Origin of the sequence: Klebsiella sp. 18074, assembly GCF_902705905.1 — a bacterium.
GTDB lineage: Bacteria > Pseudomonadota > Gammaproteobacteria > Enterobacterales > Enterobacteriaceae > Klebsiella > Klebsiella terrigena.
This window is the reverse complement of record NZ_CACSIS010000020.1, coordinates 13,843-35,427: the sequence shown is the minus strand read 5'-3', so window position 1 is coordinate 35,427 and position 21,585 is coordinate 13,843. Positions and strand designations below refer to the sequence as shown.

The following is a 21,585-nucleotide window of genomic DNA, read 5'->3' as shown; positions in this document are numbered from 1 at the left end:
TCTCCTGAGATCATTGCTTTTCTTTGAACGCTTCGCCTGTTGTTGCGCCTGTTTTTCGGCGCTCCAGGGTGCACGTTTTTTTTAATGGGAAGCCTTACACGCCCGGCTCTTGATGCAGCCGACGACAAGCGGTGCCATCCTCACGGAATAAATGGCAACGCTCCGGCGGCAAGCCGATGGCGAATGTGGCTCCCTCTTTTACCAACACCACGTCGTTCTGGCGGTAGACCAGGTTTTGACGGATGGCGGGGATCTGGATATGAATTTGTGTTTCGTTGCCAAGCTGTTCCACCACCTGAATCACACCTTCGAGGGTGACGTCAGCGATATCGCTGGGCAGCAGATGTTCCGGGCGAATCCCTAAGGACATATTCGCGCCGACCTGAACGCGGGCGCTGTCCACCGGCAGCCAGATTTGCTGGCGGTTAGGCAGTTCCACCTGCACCTGTTCAATGGCGGTAGCGGTGACTTTAACCGGCAGGAAGTTCATCTTCGGCGAGCCAATAAAGCCTGCGACGAAGCGATCGGCCGGGTAGTGATACAGCTCAAGCGGTTTCCCGACCTGCGCGACGCGACCGGCATCCAGTACCACGATTTTGTCAGCGAGGGTCATCGCCTCGACCTGATCGTGGGTCACGTAGATCATCGTGCGCCCAAGGCGCTTATGCAGACGGGAAATCTCGATACGCATCTGCACGCGCAGTGCGGCATCGAGGTTTGAAAGCGGTTCATCCAGCAGGAAGACGCGAGGCTCCGCCACCAGGGTACGACCGATAGCCACGCGCTGACGCTGGCCGCCGGAAAGCGCCTTCGGCTTACGCTCAAGCAGGTGCGCCAGCTGCAGCACCTCAGCCACCTGAGTGACGCGCTGGTTGATCACATCTTTTTTGGCGCCGGCCAGCTTCAGGCCGAAAGACATATTTTCCGCGACGGAGAGATGAGGGTAGAGCGCGTAAGACTGGAAGACCATGCCGATGCCGCGTTCTGCGGGTGGGATGTCGTTCATCCGGGTTTCGCCGATAAACAAATCACCGCTGGTTATGGTTTCCAGCCCGGCGATCATACGCAGCAGGGTAGATTTGCCGCAGCCCGATGGCCCGACAAACACCACGAACTCCCCTTCCTGGATGTCGAGATTGATATCTTTCGATACCACCACGTCTCCCCAGGCTTTCGTTATATTTCGCAGCTGTACGCTCGCCATGCCCATCTCCCTTCGTTACAACCTGTCACTTAAAGACACATTCAAGATGGGCTGACTATGCGGCATTCATTAACCTGGTAAATCCTCCACCCCCGGCTTTTTTATGGGGGAGGAGACGGGAGGATGAGAGATTGCCTCTCACTGCGGGGGATGGCGCGCCAAAGTCAATTTCGTGACACAGGTTGCAAAAATAGTCTCCTTTTTATGTGCTCCACGCCCCAATACCGGCATTTCTGCAAGCCAGATCACACAAACCACGGGTGGGGCGTAGACATGGGGAGGATGGAAAGGGGTTGTTAAAAAAGGAAACTCATCACCGTTAAGCCACCTAAGTGTATCCACGAGCACATCACCAAAAAGGACTGGTATATGAAAATCAAAACCGGCGCCCGCATCCTCGCGCTGTCAGCACTGACCACGATGATGTTTTCCGCCTCTGCCCTCGCCAAAATTGAAGAAGGTAAGCTGGTAATCTGGATTAACGGCGACAAGGGCTATAACGGCCTCGCTGAAGTGGGAAAAAAGTTTGAAAAAGACACCGGGATTAAGGTCTCCATCGAGCACCCGGATAAGCTGGAAGAGAAATTCCCGCAGGTTGCGGCAACCGGCGATGGCCCGGACATTATCTTCTGGGCACACGACCGCTTCGGCGGCTACGCGCAGTCCGGCCTGCTGGCCGAGATCGCCCCGGACAAAGCTTTCCAGGACAAACTCTATCCGTTCACCTGGGACGCGGTACGCTATAACGGCAAGCTGATCGCTTACCCAATCGCGGTTGAAGCGCTGTCGCTGATTTACAACAAAGACCTGGTTCCGAATCCGCCGAAAACCTGGGAAGAGATCCCGGCGCTGGATAAAACGCTGAAGGCGAAAGGTAAGAGCGCGCTGATGTTCAACCTGCAGGAACCGTACTTCACCTGGCCGCTGATCGCCGCCGACGGTGGCTACGCGTTCAAGCTTGAAAACGGCAAATATGATGTGAAAGACGTCGGCGTGAACAGCGCTGGCGCGAAAGCGGGTCTGACCTTCCTGGTCGATCTGATCAAGAACAAGCACATGAATGCTGATACCGATTACTCCATCGCTGAAGCGGCCTTCAACAAGGGCGATACCGCGATGACCATCAACGGTCCGTGGGCGTGGGCGAACATCGATAAGAGCAAAATCAACTACGGCGTGACGCTGCTGCCAACCTTCAAAGGTAAAGCGTCTAAACCATTCGTTGGCGTTCTGAGCGCCGGTATCAACGCCGCCAGCCCGAACAAAGAGCTGGCGAAAGAGTTCCTCGAAAACTACCTGCTGACCGATCAGGGTCTGGATGAAGTGAACAAGGATAAACCGCTGGGCGCCGTGGCGCTGAAATCCTTCCAGGAGAAACTGGAAAAAGATCCGCGTATCGCCGCCACCATGGCGAACGCCCAGAAAGGCGAAATCATGCCGAACGTTCCGCAGATGTCCGCTTTCTGGTATGCCGTACGTACTGCGGTTATCAACGCAGCTAGCGGTCGTCAGACCGTCGATGCCGCGCTGAAAGATGCACAGGCTCGCATCACCAAGTAATACGGTTTCCCTTATTTCTTAGGAAATAAGGTTTATTGAATACGTTGTTACACGAAATCATTCGCGCTACATCGAGGCGACAAGAATGCAAATCCCCAGGAGCTTACATAAGTAAGTGACTGGGGTGCGCATCCGCAGCCAACAAAGAGGTAGCGCGAAGGATAAAGTGTAAAGAGGATGATCCCCATGGATGTCGTTAAAAAGAAACACTGGTGGCAAAGCCCGCAGCTGACATGGTCTGCGATTGGCTTGCTGTGCCTGCTGGTGGGTTACCTTGTTGTTTTGATGTACGCCCAGGGGGAGTACCTGTTTGCCATCCTGACGCTGATTTTAAGCTCGGCTGGCCTGTATATCTTTTCCAATCGCAAGGCCTATGCCTGGCGCTATGTCTATCCGGGTCTCGCCGGGATGGGGCTGTTCGTCCTGTTTCCGCTGATCTGCACCATTGCTATTGCCTTCACCAACTACAGCAGCACCAACCAGCTGACCTTCGAGCGCGCTCAGGAAGTGCTGATGGACCGCTCCTTCCAGGCTGGCAAAGCCTACAACTTCTCGCTGTACCCGGCGGGAGATGAGTGGAAGCTGGCGCTGACCGATGGCGACAGCGGCAAAAATTACGTTTCCGACGCCTTTAAGCTCGGCGGCGAGCAGAAGCTGGCCCTGAAAGAAGCCGATGCGCAGCCGGAAGGCGAGCGCGCCAACCTGCGCGCGATCACCCAGAACCGTACCGCGCTGAACCAGCTGACCGCCGTGCTGCCTGACGACAGCAAGGTCATCATGAGCTCACTGCGTCAATTCTCCGGCACCCAGCCGCTGTATACGCTGGCGGCCGACGGCGAGCTGACCAACAACCAGAGCGGCATCAAATACCGGCCGAACAACAAAGTCGGCTTCTATCAGTCCATCAACGCCGACGGCAGCTGGAGCAGCGAGAAGCTCAGCCCGGGCTACACCGTGAGCATTGGCTGGGATAACTTCACCCGCGTCTTTACCGATGAAGGGATCCAGAAGCCGTTCTTCGCCATCTTCGTCTGGACGGTAGTCTTCTCGATTCTGACCGTGATTCTGACCGTCGCGGTGGGCATGATCCTCGCCTGCCTCGTACAGTGGGAGTCCCTGAAAGGAAAAGCGATTTACCGCATCCTGCTGATTCTGCCCTACGCCGTACCGTCGTTTATCTCGATTCTGATTTTCAAAGGGCTGTTCAACCAGAGCTTCGGTGAGATCAACATGATGCTCAGCGCGCTGTTCGGCATCAAGCCGGCCTGGTTTAGCGACCCGACCACCGCGCGTTCGATGATCGTTATCGTCAACACCTGGCTGGGCTACCCGTACATGATGATTCTGTGCATGGGCCTGCTGAAAGCTATTCCTGACGACCTGTACGAAGCGTCGGCAATGGACGGCGCCGGTCCGTTCCAGAACTTCTTTAAAATTACGCTGCCGCTGCTGATCAAGCCGCTTACGCCGCTGATGATCGCCAGCTTCGCCTTTAACTTTAACAACTTCGTACTGATTCAGCTGTTAACCAACGGCGGTCCGGATCGCCTCGGCACCACCACGCCGGCCGGCTATACCGACCTGCTGGTGAGCTACACCTACCGCATCGCCTTCGAAGGCGGCGGCGGTCAGGACTTCGGCCTCGCGGCGGCTATCGCTACGCTGATCTTCCTGCTGGTAGGCGTGCTGGCGATTGTTAACCTGAAAGCCACACGAATGAAATTTGACTAACTGGAATGGCCAGGCGTCATTGGCGCAGCCAGTTTGGGCTCGGCCAGCGCGCAAGAACCGGAGCGTACGCGTAGTACGTGAGGATGATGAGCACTGCCCGAGTTCAAAATGGCAAGCGAGATAGCCTGGAGCAGTATCAAGGGGAATAAAAATATTATGGCTATGGTACAACCTAAATCTCAGAAGCTGCGTCTCTTCACCACGCACCTCCTGCTGCTCATTTTTATCGCGGCGATTATGTTCCCGCTGCTGATGGTTATCGCCATCTCCCTGCGCGAAGGTAACTTCGCCACCGGCAGCCTGATCCCGGATCAGATCTCCTGGGAACACTGGCGTCTGGCGCTCGGCTTTAGCGTTGAGCATGCGGACGGCCGCGTAACGCCGCCGCCGTTCCCGGTTCTGCTGTGGCTGTGGAACTCGGTGAAGGTTGCCGGGATCACCGCCATCGGTATCGTGGCGCTCTCCACTACCTGCGCCTACGCTTTCGCCCGCATGCGCTTCCCTGGCAAGGCTACCCTGTTGAAAGGGATGCTGATTTTTCAGATGTTCCCAGCGGTGCTGTCGCTGGTTGCCCTGTACGCCTTGTTTGACCGCCTCGGCCAGTATCTGCCGTTTGTCGGCCTCAACACCCACGGCGGCGTTATCTTCGCCTATATGGGCGGCATCGCGCTGCACGTCTGGACCATTAAAGGCTACTTCGAAACCATCGACGGTTCGCTGGAAGAAGCGGCCGCGCTGGACGGCGCGACGCCGTGGCAGGCCTTCCGTCTGGTTCTGCTGCCGCTGTCGGTGCCAATTCTGGCGGTGGTCTTTATTCTGTCGTTTATCGCCGCAATTACCGAAGTCCCGGTTGCGTCCCTGCTGCTGCGCGATGTGAACAGCTATACCCTGGCGGTTGGCATGCAGCAGTACCTCAACCCGCAGAACTACCTGTGGGGCGACTTCGCCGCGGCGGCGGTGCTCTCCGCTATCCCGATTACCGTGGTCTTCCTGCTGGCGCAGCGCTGGCTGGTGAACGGCCTGACGGCGGGAGGAGTGAAAGGTTAAGTTTGATACACCCGCCCCAAATTTCAGAGGAGGGACGGTGACTTAGTTGCTGTACACGAACCCCAACCGGGTACGGCAACTACCGCCCTCAGCTGAAAAGTAAGGCAAATGCCACTGCTATCCTCAACTGGACCCTACATAAATTAAATTTGTGACTGTTGGTCAGCGGCCCTGGAGGCCGCTTTTTTTTATTCGCGTTTCAGGCGGTTGGAGTTGCACAGCCACAGCGTAATCACCAGCAGCAGGATCGCCGCGGAGTAGATCAGCACCGCCATCGGCGACTCGTGGTCGACGATAATCAGGCGCACAATCGCGGTAATACCGATGTAGACGAAATAGCGCAGCGGGAAGTGAAAGCCCGACTCAAAGTATTTCACAATCAGCGCGATAAACTCGAAATAGAGAAAATAGACCACCAGCCCTTCCACCAGCTTGTACTTGCTCACCGGCTCCGGGGTAAACAGCACGTGCGCCAGATGGAAGGTCTCCTTGCCGAGAAAGACCACCAGAATCACGCCCAGGCACAGCAGCGCCAGATTCAGAACGGCCTGCATGGCCTTCGCAACAAAACTCACCAGCGGACGATAGACCGACGGCATATTCATACCTCTTATATTCATTGTTCCTGGCGATCTGTATAACGCAAAAACGTGACCCAGATCGATATTATTCGTTAATTTTTTGCGTCCGTTGCGCCAAATGTAACAATCACTTGCCACACTGGCGGGTTAAAAAGGAGACAACCATGCTGACAATACGTACGGCACAGCGGGAGGACGCAACCCTGCTCGGTGAAATGGGCAACGCCAGCTATCGCCACCACTTCACCCACCTCTGGCACAGCGCCAGCGAGCTGGAGCACTTTCTCCAGCAGGAGTATGCCGCCGAAGCCTTGCAGCGCAGCCTGGCCGAGACAAACTGCCGCTGGCTGATTGCCGAAGCGCAGCGCCCGGTAGGATTCGCCAAATACGCGCATCGCCAGCAGATTGAACCCGATGGCCCGCAGGGCACGCTGCTGCATAAGCTCTATCTGCTGCCCGGCGAAACGGGGCATCGCTACGGCGAACGGCTTTTTAGCGCCATCGAAGCGCGGGCTAAAGCTGAGGGCGAGCGCTGGCTGTGGCTGGAGGTGCTGGCCGCCAATAGCGGCGCCCGGCGCTTCTATGAGCGCCAGGGCATGCGGCATCTTAAAGACACCGTCTTTCGCTCCGCCACCCAGCAAAGCACCCTCCATATTCTGGCCAAACGGATCGGAGAGGAATGATGCCTACGCTTCGTGATACCGGCGTTCGCAACGTCGAAAGCGGTGAAAATGTGGTGATCTACCAGCCCGCTAACCTGTACGACTGTCGCCTCGGCGATAACGTCTTCGTCGGCCCTTTCGTCGAGATTCAGGGCAATACGTCGGTTGGCGCGGACACCAAAATCCAGTCCCATACCTTTATCTGCGAGTACGTGACGCTCGGCGAGCGCTGTTTTATCGGCCACGGGGTGATGTTTGCCAACGATATGTTTCGCGACGGTAAGCCCAACGCCGATCGCGAGAGCTGGGGAAGAATCGTGGTGGGCAACGACGTCTCTATCGGTAGCGGAGCAACCATTCTGGCGGTCAGCATCTGCGATGGTGCGGTGATTGGTGCGGGCAGCGTGGTCACCCGGTCGATTACCGAGAAAGGCGTGTGGGCGGGAAATCCGGCGAAATTATTGCGCCGTCTGCCATAAAAAATACCGGCCCTGAGGCCGGCATTGAAGCGGATTAACGCTGATTACGCGCGCCAGGATTTATAGCGGTTAATCAGACCGTTGGTCGAGCTATCGTGGCTGCTGACATCCGCGCCATCTTTCAGCTCCGGCAGAATGCGGTTAGCCAGCTGTTTACCCAGCTCAACGCCCCACTGGTCGAAGGTGAAGATGTTGAGGATCGCGCCCTGGGTGAAGATCTTATGCTCATACAGCGCAATCAGCGCGCCGAGGCTGAACGGGGTGATTTCACGCAGCAGGATCGAGTTAGTCGGGCGGTTACCTTCGAAGACTTTGAACGGCACCACGTGATCCAGCGTTGCCGGATCTTTACCCTGATCGCGATACTCCTGCTCAACCACGTCACGCGCCTTGCCGAACGCCAGCGCTTCAGTCTGCGCGAAGAAGTTGGACAGCAGCTTCGGATGATGGTCAGAGAGCGGGTTGTGCGTTACCGCAGGCGCGATGAAATCGCACGGCACCATTTTGGTTCCCTGGTGGATCAGCTGGTAGAACGCATGCTGGCCGTTGGTACCCGGCTCACCCCAGATAATCGGGCCAGTCTGGTAGTCCACGGCGTTACCGCTGCGGTCAACGTATTTGCCGTTAGATTCCATGTTGCCCTGCTGGAAATAGGCTGCAAAGCGGTGCATATACTGGTCGTACGGCAGAATCGCTTCGGTTTCTGCGCCGAAGAAGTTGTTGTACCAGATCCCGATCAGCGCCAGCAGCACCGGCAGGTTTTGCTCCGCCGGCGTGGTGGAGAAGTGTTTATCCATCGCGTGCGCGCCGGACAGCAGCTCAACGAAGTTGTCAAAACCAACGGAGAGGATGATCGACAGGCCGATCGCGGACCACAGAGAGTATCGGCCGCCAACCCAATCCCAGAATTCAAACATGTTGGCGGTGTCGATACCAAACTCGCCCACCGCTTTACCGTTGGTGGAGAGCGCCGCGAAGTGTTTCGCCACGTGTTTGTCATCGCCAGCCGTTGCCAGGAACCAGTCGCGTGCGCTGTGGGCGTTGGTCATCGTTTCCTGAGTGGTAAAAGTTTTTGATGCCACCAGGAACAGCGTCGTTTCCGGGTTCACGCCTTTCAGCACTTCCGCAATGTGGGTGCCGTCGACGTTGGAAACAAAGTGCATATTGAGGTGATTTTTGTACGGACGCAGCGCTTCGGTCACCATAAACGGACCGAGGTCGGAGCCGCCGATACCGATGTTAACCACGTCGGTAATCGCCTTGCCGGTATAGCCTTTCCAGCTGCCGGAGATGATGGCTTCAGAGAAGGTTTTCATCTTCTCCAGCACCGCGTTGACTTCCGGCATCACATCTTTGCCGTCAACGATGATTGGGGTATTGCTCCGGTTGCGCAGCGCGACGTGCAGCACGGCACGGTCTTCGGTGCGGTTGATTTTCTCGCCGGAGAACATCGATTTGATGGCGCCTGCCAGATCGGTCTCTTTGGCCAGATCCTGCAGTTTCGCCAGCGTCTCTTCGGTAATGCGGTTTTTGGAGAAATCCACCAGCATCAGATCGTCGAACGTTGCGGAAAACTTAGTAAAACGATCGCTATCGTTAGCGAAAAGCTCGCTGATAGTGACGTCTTTCATTTCATCAAAGTGTTTCTGTAGCGCCTGCCAGGCAGATGTCTGCGTTGGGTTGATGTTTTTCATGAGCAATACTCTTCTGATTTGAGAATTGTGACTGCGGTCGATTGTAGCGCCGGAGGCAAAAAATTGTGATGATTTTTGTGTTATGCCGTTGACGCGCGTCAGGAACAGGGTCAGATCAGGGTAAAAAACCACTACCAGTATAGACATAAATGCGGGAAAAACGTCCCGCACCAGCGCGCGGGGGGATCCGCCCACGGGCGCCGGGCAGAGCGGCGGACTCTCGGTCACCGGGCGGCGGCCCGCCGGAGTGCGGCCGGGCTCATCATAAGGCTTTTTGCTGTTAATCGCCCGCGCATGAAAAATCCGCATAACCGCAGCGTTGACATACTCCCTCTGAAGCCTTTATATAGCTGCACTGCCTGCATATAACGAGGTATGTATTGCTCGCGCATTTCACGCTACAGCGAAAGGGTATTGCAGGGGGGATCATGACCAGCGCCCCCAGGCAAAGTGAAAGACGTCGGTAATTGCCAGAAGAGGTGCGTTGCCCAGGTAACCGTATTGGAGGAACCAGTCCGGGGAAAATACGTGAGGGGGAGCAACGCCGAGGTGAAAGAGCGTCTGGTACGTTCATCACCGGCCACAGGGGCTGAATCCCCTGGGTTGTCACCAGAAACGTTCGCAGTCGGGCGTTTCATACTCAGGAACTGACGCAAAGGTCGGGGAACGGGTCTACAAGGTGGAGCACTTCTGGGTGACATCGTAGCTGTTTATCCCTCTGCGCCCACCCTGTTTTTCGCTCTTCCCTTGTGCCATGGCTGAATAATTTGGCCTGGCTTATTAAGACATTTTATGACTGTTAGGTTGTGTCCAGCCCAAACCCAATCAGGAATCGTTTTAATAAGTCAGGCCCCCCTGACACGAGGTTGTTATGACAGATTTAGTTGTAGCCAAATTCGGCGGCACCAGCGTTGCCGATTTCGATGCCATGAATCGTAGCGTTGACGTTGCGATGATTGATGAAAACACTCGTGTAGTGGTGCTGTCTGCCTCTGCGGGTGTAACCAATCTTCTGGTTGCGTTAGCCGACGGGCTGGAACCCACCGAGCGTTTCGATAAGCTTGAGGCGCTGCGCCAGATCCAGTTCAATATTCTCGAACGCCTGCGCTATCCCAACGTGATCCGCGAAGAGATCGAGCGTCTGCTGGAGAACATCACCACCCTGGCGGAAGCCGCGGCGCTGGCATGCTCGACGGCGCTGACCGATGAGCTGGTTAGCCACGGCGAACTGATGTCCACCCTGCTGTTTGTCGAAATCCTGCGCGAGCGCGGCATTGCCGCCCAGTGGTTTGACGTCCGTAAAGTGATGCGCACCAGCGATCGCTTTGGCCGCGCCGAGCCCGATATCGCCGCCCTGGCTGAGCTAACCCAGCTGCAGCTGACGCCGCGCCTTGCCGAAGGTCTGGTCGTCACCCAGGGCTTTATCGGTAGCGAAGCCAAAGGCCGCACCACCACCCTCGGTCGCGGAGGCAGTGATTACACCGCCGCCCTGCTGGGTGAAGCCCTTAGCGCCAGCCGCGTCGATATCTGGACCGACGTCCCGGGCATCTACACCACCGACCCGCGCGTTGCCTCGGCGGCAAAACGGATCGACGTTATCGCCTTTGCTGAAGCCGCCGAAATGGCGACGTTTGGTGCCAAGGTGCTGCATCCGGCGACGCTGCTTCCCGCGGTGCGTAGCGATATACCGGTCTTCGTTGGCTCCAGCAAAGAGCCGAAAGCCGGCGGCACCCTGGTGTGCAATAAAACCGAACATCCGCCGCTGTTCCGCGCGCTGGCGCTGCGCCGTCGCCAGACCCTGCTGACCCTGCACAGCCTGAATATGCTGCACTCCCGCGGCTTCCTCGCCGAAGTGTTCGGTATTCTGGCGCGCCATAATATCTCCGTGGATCTGATCACCACCTCAGAAGTCAGCATTGCCCTGACCATGGACACCACCGGCTCAACCTCCGCCACCGATACCCTGCTCACCCAGGCGCTGCTCACCGAGCTCTCCTCCCTGTGTCGCGTAGAGGTAGAGCAGGATCTGGCGCTGGTCGCCCTGATCGGCAACGATCTTTCGCGCGCCTGCGGCGTCGGCAAAGAGGTCTTCGGCGTGCTGGAGCCGTTCAACATTCGCATGATCTGCTACGGCGCATCCAGCCATAACCTCTGCTTCCTGGTGCCGGGCGTCGATGCTGAGAAGGTCGTGCAGAAGCTGCATCATAATTTGTTTGAATAATATTCCTCCACGCGATAAATATTACCTATAGCCGGGCTCGAACCCGGCTTTTTTATAACTATATCAACACAACCTACTCGCCATCGTTCGGGCAGCGGGCACAGCCGGCCTGGAAGATGACGAGCCAATTGCAAGGAAACCAACATGCTCGCTATGCTGACACGGCTGTTCCCGCTCTGGGCGCTGCTGCTCTCCGTTCTGGCCTATTACACGCCGGGCACCTTTACCCCCATCGGCCCCTGGGTCACCACCCTGCTGATGCTCATCATGTTCGGGATGGGCGTCCACCTGAAGCTGGAAGATTTTAAGCGCGTGCTGTCGCGCCCGGCGCCGGTTGCGGCGGGGATTTTTCTGCACTACCTGGTGATGCCGCTCGCCGCCTGGGCGCTGGCGCTGCTGTTCCGTATGCCACCGGAGCTGTCGGCCGGGATGGTGCTGGTGGGCAGCGTTGCCAGCGGAACGGCGTCTAACGTAATGATCTACCTGGCGAAAGGCGATGTGGCGCTCTCGGTCACCATCTCTTCCGTCTCCACGCTGGTTGGCGTGGTGGCAACGCCGCTGCTGACGCGCCTGTACGTCGATGCGCATATTCAGGTCGATGTGGCGGGTATGCTGCTCAGCATCCTGCAAATCGTAGTTATCCCGATTGCGCTGGGGCTGGTTATTCACCACCTGCTGCCGAAGGTGGTCAAAGCGGTCGAGCCGTTCCTGCCCGCGTTTTCCATGCTCTGCATTCTGGCGATCATCAGCGCCGTCGTCGCCGGCTCCGCTTCGCACATTGCCTCCGTGGGCCTGGTGGTGATTGTCGCGGTGATCCTGCATAACGCCATCGGGCTGCTCAGTGGCTACTGGGGCGGGCGTCTGTTTGGCTTTGATGAGTCGACCTGCCGCACGCTGGCCATTGAGGTGGGGATGCAAAACTCAGGACTGGCAGCGGCGCTGGGGAAAATCTACTTCGGCCCCCTTGCCGCCCTGCCCGGCGCGCTGTTCTCGGTCTGGCACAACCTTTCCGGGTCGCTGTTGGCCGGCTACTGGTCCGCTAAACCCACCGAGAAGAAAGCGAAGTAGCGCCCTGCCTTCACCGCCCGGACAGGCCGCTCACCGCGCCTGGCCGGGCGTTTTCCCGTCCTCACTGCGCTTAGCGCGGTATCCAGACTGTCAGTCAACCCGGTATTGCCGTACACTGAATTATCGGCTGACTGAGGGTTCTACTATGGCACTTCCCCGCATTACGCAACAAGATATGACCGAGCGCGAGCAGCGCGAGCTGAAAACGCTGCTTGACCGGGCGAGAATCGCGCACGGCCGTCTGCTGACTAACGCAGAAACCAACGCCGTAAAAAAAGAGTACATCGATAAGCTGATGGTGCTGCGCGAAGCTGAGGCCAAAAAGGCCCGCCAGTTAAAGAAAAAGCAGGCCTATAAACCCGACAGCGACGCGTCATTCTCCTGGTCGGCGAGCACGCCGACGCGCGGCAGGCGCTAACGCCCCTTCTTTTTACGTCCCGGCTGGTTAAAACGTTTGCCGTTTGCCGCCGGGCGTCCTTTCTCGCTGCTCTTTTCCACGTTCACCACCGGGCGCTTGATGCCCGCCGTTTTCGGCTTCGCTTTCGCCTTCGGTTTGGCCTCAGAGGAGGAGTTCTCAATCAGCTTAAACAACGCAACCAGCTCATCGTCCGTCAGGTCACGCCACTCGCCGAGGGGTAATCCCGACAGGCCGATATTCATAATCCGCGTGCGCTCAAGCTTCATGACCTCGTAGCCAAAGTGTTCGCACATCCGGCGAATCTGCCGGTTAAGTCCCTGAACCAGGGTAATGCGGAAGACGAACGGCGCTTCTTTTCTCACCTTGCACTTCTTTGTCACCGTGCCGAGAATCGGTACGCCCGCCCCCAGTCCGCGCACGAACTCGTCGGTAACCGGCTTATCGACGGTCACCAGGTACTCTTTTTCGTGATCGTTACCGGCGCGTAGGATCTTATTCACCAGATCGCCATGGTTGGTCAGGAAGATCAGCCCCTGAGAGTCTTTATCCAGTCGGCCGATCGGGAAAACGCGCTTGCTGTGGTTCACAAAATCGACGATGTTGTCGCGCTCGCTGTCCTCGGTGGTGCTGACGATCCCCACCGGTTTATTCAGCGCGATAAACACCAGATCTTCCGCCTCACGCGGCTCAATCAGCTGGCCGTTAACCTTCACGACATCGCCAGGGGCAACCTGATCGCCAATGGTCGCACGCTTGCCGTTGATGAAAACGTTGCCTTGTTCAATGTAGCGATCCGCCTCGCGACGCGAGCAAATGCCGCTTTCACTGATGTATTTATTGAGTCGGGTTGATGAGTCGGGCAGCATAACGTCTCCTAAAAACACTTCATCCTTCAAGTTGTCTCCGTATTGGCCACGCTCACGCATCCCGGCCACATAGATTGCTATGCTCCCGGGCGCTCGCTCTCCTGCCGCCTCGATAAAACTTGAATGCTTTTATGTGTAAAACGAGAAATATACCTCAGCCGGCGGGCAATCGAAAATAATCACGCGCCGGCGCCGTGGCGCTAAATGTGATCTGCCGCGTCTTTCGACACAAAAGTGTCCCGTGGAACCTTCTGCAACTTTGTCCGGCGAAAATAAACAGAATCAAGCGATTAGGCAATCTGGCACAAAGGTGCCGTCAGCCGGCGGGCTGATAATCAAATGTGCAATATAAACGTCCGGCATAGCGCAATGAAATGGGGGAAAATTGCTTTGTGGTCGGCCGCTGATGGGGTTATATCAGATCAAGGCAGCAACAACGTGATTTGCACAAATGTGCAGGAGCCCGCAGATGACCACCGAAAATAGCGACGATATCCGCTTAATCGTGAAAATTGCCCAGCTCTACTACGAGCAGGACATGACCCAGGCGCAGATCGCCCGCGAGCTGGGTATTTACCGCACCACGATCAGCCGTCTGCTAAAACGCGGCCGCGAGCAGGGTATCGTCACTATCGCCATCAACTATGACTACAACGAAAACCTGTGGCTGGAGCAGCAGCTGAAGCAAAAATTTGCCCTAAAGGAAGCGGTGGTGGCTTCCTGCAGCTCAACGCAGGAGGAGGACCAGCTCAATACCATCGGTCAGCACGGCGCTCAGCTGGTCGATCGGCTGCTGGAGCCCGGCGATATCATCGGCTTTTCCTGGGGACGCGCGGTGCGGGCGCTGGTCGAAACCCTGCCGCAGGCCAGCCAGTCGCGCCAGGCTATCTGCGTGCCGATTATCGGCGGCCCCTCCGGTAAGCTGGAGAGCCGCTACCACGTCAATACCCTGACCTATAGCGCAGCGGCGAAGCTGAAGGCCGAGTCGCACCTCGCCGACTTCCCGGCGCTGCTGGAAAATACCCTGATCCGCAACGGCATCATGCAGTCCAGGCACTTTCAGACCATCTCATCCTACTGGGACAATCTGGATGTTGCGCTGGTAGGGATCGGCTCACCGGCGATCCGCGACGGCGCAAACTGGCACGCATTTTACGGCAGCGAAGAGAGCGACGATCTCAACGCCCGCCACGTCGCCGGCGATATTTGCTCGCGCTTTTACGATATTAACGGCGGCATCGTTGAAACTAATATGAACGAAAAAACGCTCTCTATTGATATCGCCAGGCTCAAGCACGCGCGCTATTCGGTGGGCATCGCCATCGGCGAAGAAAAATATAGCGGGATCCTCGGCGCCCTGAACGGCGGCTACATTAATTGTCTGGTGACTAACCGGGAAACGGCTGAGCTATTGCTGAAATAAAATAAGAATATCTATTCCCGCAGCCCGTGCTGCGCGGACCCCCTTTATCTAAATAACGAGAAGACGATAATGAAAACATGGCTAAACCTCAAAGATAAAATAGTTATTGTCACCGGCGGCGGCTCCGGAATCGGCCTGGCCATCGTCGATGAATTAATTGAGCAAGGCGCCAACGTGCAAATGACGGATATTCACGGTGGCGACAAATATCGTAACAGTGAGAACTATAGGTTCTGGCCCACCGATATTTCCCGAGCCGACGAAGTGAACCACAGCGTCGAGCAAATTATTCAACGCTGCGGACGTATTGATGGCCTGGTGAATAACGCCGGGGTTAATTTCCCCCGCCTGTTAGTTGATGAAAAGGCGCCCGCTGGCCGCTATGAGCTGAACGAAGCGGCCTTTGAGAAAATGGTCAACATTAACCAAAAAGGCGTCTTTTTAATGTCGCAGGCGGTCGCCCGGCAGATGGTGAAGCAGCGCGAAGGGGCGATCGTTAACGTTTCGTCAGAAAGCGGGCTGGAAGGCTCGGAGGGCCAGAGCTGCTATGCGGCCACCAAGGCGGCGCTGAATAGCTTCACCCGCTCATGGTCGAAGGAGCTGGGAAGACACGGTATCCGCGTGGTGGGCGTCGCGCCGGGCATTCTGGAAAAAACCGGGCTGCGTACGCCGGAGTATGAAGAAGCGCTGGCCTGGACCCGCGGCATCAGCGTTGAACAGCTGCGCGAAGGCTATAGCAAAAACGCCATTCCCATCGGCCGCTCCGGGCGCCTGAGCGAGGTTGCGGACTACGTTTGCTACCTGCTGTCAGAGCGTGCGAGCTATATAACCGGAGTAACCACTAACATCGCTGGCGGTAAAACCCGCGGTTAAGGAGATCCTATGGTCAACGCTATTTTCTGCGCTCACGGCCAGCTTGCCTGCGCCATGCTGGACTCCGTTCGTATGGTCTATGGCGACGTCAACGTCAGCGCCGTGGAGTTTGTCCCGGGAGAAAATGCCGGCGATATCGCCGCTAAGTTGGAAGAGTTAGTAAGCACTCACAGCAGTGATGAGTGGCTGATTGCCGTCGATTTACAGTGCGGCAGCCCGTGGAATGCCGCCGCAGGGCTGGCGATGAAAAACCCGCTGCTGCGGGTGATCAGCGGCCTCTCTTTGCCGCTGGCGCTGGAGCTGGTGGATAACCAGCAGGCCATGACCGCCGACGCCTTGTGCGACCATTTGACCGCGATTGCCAGCCAGTGCTGCGTGGTCTGGCGGCTCCCACAAACCGTTGAGGAGGATTTCTGATGAACATTACGCTCGCCCGCATCGATGACCGGCTGATCCACGGCCAGGTGACCACCGTCTGGTCCAAAGTGGCCAACGCTCAGCGCATTATTATCTGCAACGACGATGTTTATAACGACGAAGTGCGCCGGACCCTGCTCCGCCAGGCCGCGCCGCCAGGGATGAAGGTCAACGTCGTGAATCTCGAAAAAGCGGTTGCCGTTTATCATAATCCACAATATCAAAATGAATCCGTTTTTTATTTATTTACCAATCCGCAAGACGTTTTAACGATGGTGCAGCAGGGAGTCAAAATAGCCACGCTAAATATCGGCGGCATGGCCTGGAGACCGGGAAAGAAACAGCTCACCAAAGCCGTTTCATTAGATCAAACGGATATTGACGCATTTCGCCAACTGGACCAGCTCGGCGTTATTCTGGATTTACGCGTGGTGGCTTCCGATCCATCTATTAATATTCTCGACAAGCTCGCTCAGCAGTCCGTTACAGAATAAAAAACGCCTGTTTACTACCCGTTCGTGGCGCAGGCGTTGCGGCGAAAAATAAATACATCACCGTCAGCATAAATAACCACGTGACTGGTATATGTGCCGTAACAGGCAGGGTTCCCTACACTTTAAAGGTTATAATTATGGAAATTAGTACCCTACAAATAATAGCCATATTTATTTTTTCCTGTATTGCCGGAATGGGCAGCGTACTGGATGAATTCCAGACCCACCGCCCGTTAATCGCCTGTACGGTGATTGGTCTGATTCTCGGTGATTTAAAAACCGGAATTATGCTCGGCGGCACGCTGGAGCTGATTGCCCTCGGCTGGATGAACGTCGGCGCGGCGCAGTCTCCGGATTCAGCCCTGGCCAGCATCATTTCAGCCATTTTAGTCATCGTCGGCCAGCAAAGCATCGCGACCGGTATCGCCATCGCTCTGCCGGTTGCCGCAGCCGGACAGGTGCTGACCGTCTTTGCCCGCACCATCACGGTGGTCTTCCAGCACGCGGCGGATAAAGCCGCCGAAGAGGCCCGCTTTCGCACCATCGATCTGCTGCACGTCTCGGCGCTCGGCGTTCAGGCACTGCGCGTCGCCATCCCGGCGCTGGTGGTGTCGCTGTTCGTCAGCGCCGATATGGTCAGCAGCATGCTGAATGCGATCCCGGAATTCGTGACCCGCGGCCTGCAAATTGCCGGCGGTTTCATCGTCGTGGTCGGCTACGCCATGGTCCTGCGCATGATGGGCGTGAAATATCTGATGCCCTTCTTTTTCCTTGGTTTTCTCGCCGGCGGTTACCTCAACTTTAGCCTGCTGGCCTTCGGCGGTGTGGGGGTCATCATCGCGCTGATCTATATCCAGCTCAATCCGCAGTGGCGCAAGCCTGAACCCCAGGCTAGCGCCGCCTCTTCCACCGCCCTTAACCAACTTGACGACTGATGGAGCCGACCATGGAACAGAAAAAACTCACGCAAGGCGACCTGGTTAGCATGTTTCTGCGCTCCAACCTGCAGCAGGCCTCTTTTAACTTCGAACGTATTCATGGCCTGGGATTTTGCTACGACATGATCCCGGCAATCAAACGCCTCTACCCGCTGAAGGAGGATCAGGTTGCGGCCCTCAAGCGCCACCTGGTGTTCTTCAATACCACGCCCGCGGTTTGCGGCCCGGTACTGGGCGTCACCGCCGCGATGGAAGAGGCGCGCGCCAACGGCGCGGCGATTGACGACGGCGCGATTAACGGCATCAAGGTCGGGCTGATGGGGCCGCTGGCGGGGGTCGGCGACCCGCTGGTCTGGGGAACCCTGCGCCCGATTACCGCCGCACTCGGCGCCTCGCTGGCGCTCTCCGGAAATATTCTTGGCCCGCTGCTGTTCTTCTTTATTTTCAACGCAGTACGTCTGGCCATGAAGTGGTACGGGCTGCAGCTTGGCTTTCGCAAAGGGGTCAATATCGTCAGCGATATGGGCGGCAACCTGCTGCAAAAACTCACCGAAGGCGCCTCAATCCTCGGCCTGTTTGTGATGGGCGTACTGGTGACGAAGTGGACCACCATCAACGTACCGCTGGTGGTCTCCCAAACTCCGGGCGCTGACGGCGCCACCGTCACCATGACCGTGCAGAACATCCTCGACCAGCTTTGCCCTGGCCTGCTGGCCCTGGGCCTGACGCTGCTGATGGTGCGCCTGCTCAATAAGAAGGTGAACCCGGTCTGGCTCATTTTCGCCCTGTTCGGCCTCGGGATTATCGGTCACGCGCTGGGCTTCCTGTCCTGATCTTTCGCCCCGGCGCTACCGTCGGGGCGGCTTCAATAAACTAACCCCGCAAGAGTAAGGGGATGAGGTGGTAAACATGAAAACTACGGCTCTACGTCTGTATGGCAAACGCGATCTGCGCCTGGAAACTTTCGAACTCCCGGCGATGGAGGATGATGAAATTCTCGCCCGGGTGGTCACCGACAGCCTGTGCCTCTCCTCATGGAAAGAGGCCAATCAGGGCGAGGACCACAAAAAGGTCCCGGACGACGTTGCGCTCAATCCGATCGTTATCGGGCATGAGTTTTGCGGCGAAATCCTCGCGGTCGGCAAAAAGTGGCAGCACAAATTCCACCCCGGCCAGCGCTACGTGATTCAGGCCAACCTGCAGCTGCCGGATCGCCCGGATTGTCCCGGCTACTCGTTCCAGTGGATCGGCGGTGAAGCCACCCACGTGGTGATCCCTGACGAGGTGATGACCCAGGACTGCCTGCTCCCCTGGGAGGGCGATACCTGGTTTGAAGGCTCGCTGGTCGAGCCGCTCTCCTGCGTTATTGGCGCCTTCAACGCCAACTATCACCTGCAGGAAGGCACCTATAACCATACGATGGGCATCCGGCCGCAGGGGCGTACGCTGATCCTCGGCGGCACCGGCCCGATGGGCCTGCTGGCCATTGACTATGCCCTGCACGGCCCGATCAACCCCTCTCTGCTGGTGGTCACCGACACCAATAAGCCCAAGCTGAGCTACGCCCGTCGGCACTATCCCTCAGAGCCGCAAACCCTGATCCACTACCTCGACGGCCATGACGCCAGCCGGGAGACGCTGATGGCGCTGACCGGCGGCCACGGGTTTGACGATATTTTCGTTTTCGTGCCGAAAGAGGAGCTGATTACCCTGGCCTCTTCGCTGCTGGCCGCCGATGGCTGCCTGAACTTCTTCGCCGGCCCGCAGGATAAACAGTTTAGCGCGCCGGTTAACTTTTACGACGTCCACTACGCCTTTACCCACTACGTCGGCACCTCCGGGGGCAACACTGACGATATGCGCGCCGCCGTGGCGCTGATGCAGGAGAAAAAGGTGCAGGCGGCGAAGGTGGTAACCCATATTCTTGGGCTCAACGCTGCGGGCGAAACCACCCTCGATTTACCGGCCGTCGGCGGCGGCAAGAAGCTGGTTTATACCGGGAAATCGATTCCGCTGACCCCGCTGGGCAGCATTGCCGATCCGGCGCTGGCGGCAATTATAGAGCGCCATCACGGGATCTGGTCCGGCGAAGCCGAGCAGTATCTGCTGGCCCACGCGGAGGATATTACCCATGATTAATCGCGATACTCAGCTCTGCATGTCGCTGGCCAGCCGTCCGGGCAACTTCGGTACCCGTTTCCATAACTATCTGTATGAAAAGCTGGGGCTGAACTACATCTACAAAGCCTTTACGACGCAGGATATTGCGGCGGCGGTACAAGGCGTTCGGGCATTGGGCATTCGCGGCTGTGCGGTATCCATGCCGTTCAAGGAGAGCTGCATGCCGTTTCTCGACGCTATCGACCCTTCTGCAAAGGTGATTGATTCAGTCAATACCATCGTCAACGATAGCGGCAGGCTGACCGGCCTCAACACCGACTATATCGCGGTGAAAAGCCTGATCGACAGCCACAGTCTGGCGCGCACGGCGAAGGTGATGATTCAGGGCAGCGGCGGCATGGCGAAGGCGGTCATCGCCGCGTTTCGCGACGCTGGCTTCCGCGATGTCATTATCGCTGCCCGCAATCGCGATAGCGGCCTGGCGCTGGCAAAACAGTACGGCTTCCAGTGGCAGCCGCAGCCTGAGGGAATAACGGTGGATATTCTGGTCAACGTCACCCCTCTCGGCATGGCGGGGGGAGAGTACGTCGAGACGCTGGCCTTCAGCCAGGCCATGGTTGAGGGCGCCGACGTGGTGTTCGACGTGGTGGCCCTGCCGCCGGAAACGCCGTTGATCCGCCTGGCGCAGCGGCTGGATAGACGCACCATCAGCGGCGCGGAGGTGATTGCCCTGCAGGCGGTAGAGCAGTTTGTGCTGTACACCGGCGTGCGCCCGGACGAGGCGCTGGTTAACGAAGCGGCGGCGTTTGCCCGCGCGGGCTAAACGCCCGCATCGCCCAGGGATACCCGGGTCGTGATGCATAGGTTGCGGCAGCGTGGTGTGCCGCAACCTGACAACATCGTGAGCCACGTCAGCGAGCGCAGGGGCAAGCAGTGGTAGGATCGCCAGCCGACTTTGTCATTATGACCAGACCATAGACGTTCAGGCGCAGCGGCGCGTTTTGCGACTACGCCACCGCGCAAACGGCCTGAATGACGATGGTTATCACGGAGAAAAGATGGAACTACTGCTACTGAGTAACTCAACCCTGCCCGGCAAGGCATGGCTGGAACATGCCCTGCCGGTCATTTCCGGGCAGTTGAACGGCCGCCGTTCGGCGGTATTTATCCCTTTCGCCGGCGTCACGCAGACCTGGGATGATTACACGGCAAAAACCGCCGCGGTCTTTGCCCCTCTGGGCGTGAGCGTCACGGGCATTCACAGCGTCGCGGATCCCATCGCGGCGATTGAGACCGCCGATGTGGTCATCGTCGGCGGCGGTAATACCTTCCAGCTGCTCAAAGAGTGCCGCACGCGCGGCCTGCTGGCGCCAATCGTTGACGTGGTCAGGCGCGGCGCGCTGTATATCGGCTGGAGCGCCGGCGCCAATCTCGCCTGCCCGACCATCCGCACCACTAACGATATGCCGATCGTTGACCCGCAGGGGTTTGACGCCCTGGGGCTGTTCCCGCTGCAGATTAACCCCCACTTCACCAACGCCCTGCCGGAAGGACACCAAGGCGAAACCCGCGAACAGCGGATCCGCGAGCTGCTGCTGGTGGCGCCGGAGCTGGTGATTATCGGTTTACCGGAAGGAAACTGGATTCAGGTTGCGCAGGGACACGCCACCCTCGGCGGCCCGAACCCAACGCTGGTGTTTACTGCCGGAAAAGAATCGGTTTCTGTCGCCGCCGGCCACCGGTTTTAACCGCCTTCCCCCTCTCCCCGGCGGGGAGAGTTGCGGACCA

21 protein-coding genes and 1 riboswitch are annotated in these 21,585 nt (G+C 57.6%); of the genes, 17 read left to right on the top strand and 4 right to left on the bottom strand.

The annotated features are described in order from the left end of the window. Positions 1 to 94: 94 nt before the first annotated feature. A complete protein-coding gene (malK, locus tag GVK32_RS19050) occupies positions 95 to 1,204 on the bottom strand; it encodes a maltose/maltodextrin ABC transporter ATP-binding protein MalK (RefSeq protein WP_159871755.1) in 1,110 nt (369 codons plus the stop codon). A 369-nt stretch (positions 1,205 to 1,573) separates the two neighbouring features. Between malK and malE the strand changes: the two genes are divergently transcribed. The 3 genes from malE (at position 1,574) to malG (ending at position 5,542) form a co-directional block, all read left to right on the top strand. Beyond that, the gene (gene malE / locus GVK32_RS19045; protein ID WP_159871752.1) at positions 1,574 to 2,764 is read left to right on the top strand and encodes a maltose/maltodextrin ABC transporter substrate-binding protein MalE; all 1,191 of its coding nucleotides are present in this window, start codon (positions 1,574 to 1,576) and stop codon (positions 2,762 to 2,764) included. 186 nt (positions 2,765 to 2,950) lie between these two features. After that, positions 2,951 to 4,495 (top strand): maltose ABC transporter permease MalF, encoded by a 1,545-nt coding sequence (malF, locus tag GVK32_RS19040; protein WP_159871749.1) that lies wholly within the window; start codon positions 2,951 to 2,953, stop codon positions 4,493 to 4,495. A gap of 156 nt (positions 4,496 to 4,651) precedes the next feature. Beyond that, positions 4,652 to 5,542 (top strand): maltose ABC transporter permease MalG, encoded by an 891-nt coding sequence (malG, locus tag GVK32_RS19035; RefSeq protein WP_041143584.1) that lies wholly within the window; start codon positions 4,652 to 4,654, stop codon positions 5,540 to 5,542. A 188-nt stretch (positions 5,543 to 5,730) separates the two neighbouring features. Here malG and psiE read toward each other — a convergent pair whose 3' ends face one another. Continuing rightward, a complete protein-coding gene (gene psiE, locus GVK32_RS19030; RefSeq protein WP_041143583.1) occupies positions 5,731 to 6,141 on the bottom strand; it encodes a phosphate-starvation-inducible protein PsiE in 411 nt (136 codons plus the stop codon). Between the two features lie 146 nt (positions 6,142 to 6,287). On the opposite strand from psiE, the gene GVK32_RS19025 reads away from it, so the two are divergent. Both GVK32_RS19025 and GVK32_RS19020 read left to right on the top strand, forming a co-directional pair. After that, the gene (locus GVK32_RS19025) at positions 6,288 to 6,806 is read left to right on the top strand and encodes a GNAT family N-acetyltransferase (protein ID WP_159871746.1); all 519 of its coding nucleotides are present in this window, start codon (positions 6,288 to 6,290) and stop codon (positions 6,804 to 6,806) included. Next, complete coding sequence (locus tag GVK32_RS19020) at positions 6,806 to 7,264, top strand: acyltransferase (RefSeq protein ID WP_041143581.1); 459 nt, start codon at positions 6,806 to 6,808, stop codon at positions 7,262 to 7,264. Before GVK32_RS19025 ends, GVK32_RS19020 begins: the two co-directional genes overlap by 1 nt. 44 nt (positions 7,265 to 7,308) lie before the next feature. On the opposite strand, the gene pgi is transcribed toward GVK32_RS19020, so the two are convergent. Continuing rightward, positions 7,309 to 8,958, bottom strand: a complete 1,650-nt coding sequence (pgi, locus tag GVK32_RS19015) for a glucose-6-phosphate isomerase (protein ID WP_041147502.1) — start codon at positions 8,956 to 8,958, stop codon at positions 7,309 to 7,311. A gap of 466 nt (positions 8,959 to 9,424) precedes the next feature. Next, positions 9,425 to 9,656: riboswitch (Lysine riboswitch) on the top strand. A gap of 173 nt (positions 9,657 to 9,829) precedes the next feature. Between pgi and lysC the strand changes: the two genes are divergently transcribed. From lysC to GVK32_RS19000, 3 genes are all read left to right on the top strand, one after another. Beyond that, positions 9,830 to 11,179, top strand: coding sequence for a lysine-sensitive aspartokinase 3 (gene lysC, locus GVK32_RS19010; protein WP_159871743.1), 1,350 nt, complete (start codon positions 9,830 to 9,832; stop codon positions 11,177 to 11,179). A 144-nt stretch (positions 11,180 to 11,323) separates the two neighbouring features. Beyond that, positions 11,324 to 12,247 (top strand): ketopantoate/pantoate/pantothenate transporter PanS, encoded by a 924-nt coding sequence (gene panS / locus GVK32_RS19005; protein WP_159871740.1) that lies wholly within the window; start codon positions 11,324 to 11,326, stop codon positions 12,245 to 12,247. A gap of 145 nt (positions 12,248 to 12,392) precedes the next feature. Continuing rightward, on the top strand, positions 12,393 to 12,665 hold the full coding sequence (locus GVK32_RS19000) for a DUF3811 domain-containing protein (RefSeq protein WP_041143578.1): 273 nt from the start codon (positions 12,393 to 12,395) through the stop codon (positions 12,663 to 12,665). Here the strand turns inward: GVK32_RS19000 and rluF are convergent. Continuing rightward, entirely contained in the window at positions 12,662 to 13,531 is an 870-nt protein-coding gene (rluF, locus tag GVK32_RS18995) for a 23S rRNA pseudouridine(2604) synthase RluF (RefSeq protein ID WP_041143577.1), read from the bottom strand. The genes GVK32_RS19000 and rluF overlap by 4 nt on opposite strands. Before the next feature lie 469 nt (positions 13,532 to 14,000). On the opposite strand from rluF, the gene GVK32_RS18990 reads away from it, so the two are divergent. The 9 genes from GVK32_RS18990 (at position 14,001) to pepE (ending at position 21,545) form a co-directional block, all read left to right on the top strand. Next, positions 14,001 to 14,954 carry a sugar-binding transcriptional regulator gene (locus GVK32_RS18990; protein ID WP_123710018.1) on the top strand — a complete coding sequence of 318 codons (954 nt, stop codon included), beginning with the start codon at positions 14,001 to 14,003 and terminating at the stop codon, positions 14,952 to 14,954. Positions 14,955 to 15,023: 69 nt separating this feature from the next. Further along, on the top strand, positions 15,024 to 15,827 hold the full coding sequence (locus GVK32_RS18985; RefSeq protein WP_159871737.1) for an SDR family oxidoreductase: 804 nt from the start codon (positions 15,024 to 15,026) through the stop codon (positions 15,825 to 15,827). Between the two features lie 9 nt (positions 15,828 to 15,836). Then, the gene (locus tag GVK32_RS18980) at positions 15,837 to 16,244 is read left to right on the top strand and encodes a mannose/fructose/sorbose PTS transporter subunit IIA (RefSeq protein ID WP_123710020.1); all 408 of its coding nucleotides are present in this window, start codon (positions 15,837 to 15,839) and stop codon (positions 16,242 to 16,244) included. After that, positions 16,244 to 16,738, top strand: a complete 495-nt coding sequence (locus tag GVK32_RS18975; protein WP_041143573.1) for a mannose/fructose/sorbose PTS transporter subunit IIB — start codon at positions 16,244 to 16,246, stop codon at positions 16,736 to 16,738. The genes GVK32_RS18980 and GVK32_RS18975 overlap by 1 nt, the downstream gene beginning before the upstream one ends. A 137-nt stretch (positions 16,739 to 16,875) precedes the next feature. Beyond that, on the top strand, positions 16,876 to 17,673 hold the full coding sequence (locus GVK32_RS18970; protein WP_159871734.1) for a PTS mannose/fructose/sorbose transporter subunit IIC: 798 nt from the start codon (positions 16,876 to 16,878) through the stop codon (positions 17,671 to 17,673). Between the two features lie 11 nt (positions 17,674 to 17,684). Then, positions 17,685 to 18,509, top strand: a complete 825-nt coding sequence (locus tag GVK32_RS18965) for a PTS system mannose/fructose/sorbose family transporter subunit IID (RefSeq protein ID WP_159871731.1) — start codon at positions 17,685 to 17,687, stop codon at positions 18,507 to 18,509. 76 nt (positions 18,510 to 18,585) lie between these two features. Next, entirely contained in the window at positions 18,586 to 19,815 is a 1,230-nt protein-coding gene (gene sorE, locus GVK32_RS18960; RefSeq protein WP_159871728.1) for an L-sorbose 1-phosphate reductase, read from the top strand. Further along, a complete protein-coding gene (locus GVK32_RS18955; RefSeq protein WP_159871725.1) occupies positions 19,808 to 20,620 on the top strand; it encodes a shikimate 5-dehydrogenase in 813 nt (270 codons plus the stop codon). The genes sorE and GVK32_RS18955 overlap by 8 nt, the downstream gene beginning before the upstream one ends. 235 nt (positions 20,621 to 20,855) lie before the next feature. Continuing rightward, entirely contained in the window at positions 20,856 to 21,545 is a 690-nt protein-coding gene (pepE, locus tag GVK32_RS18950; protein WP_159871722.1) for a dipeptidase PepE, read from the top strand. The last annotated feature ends 40 nt before the right edge of the window (positions 21,546 to 21,585 follow it).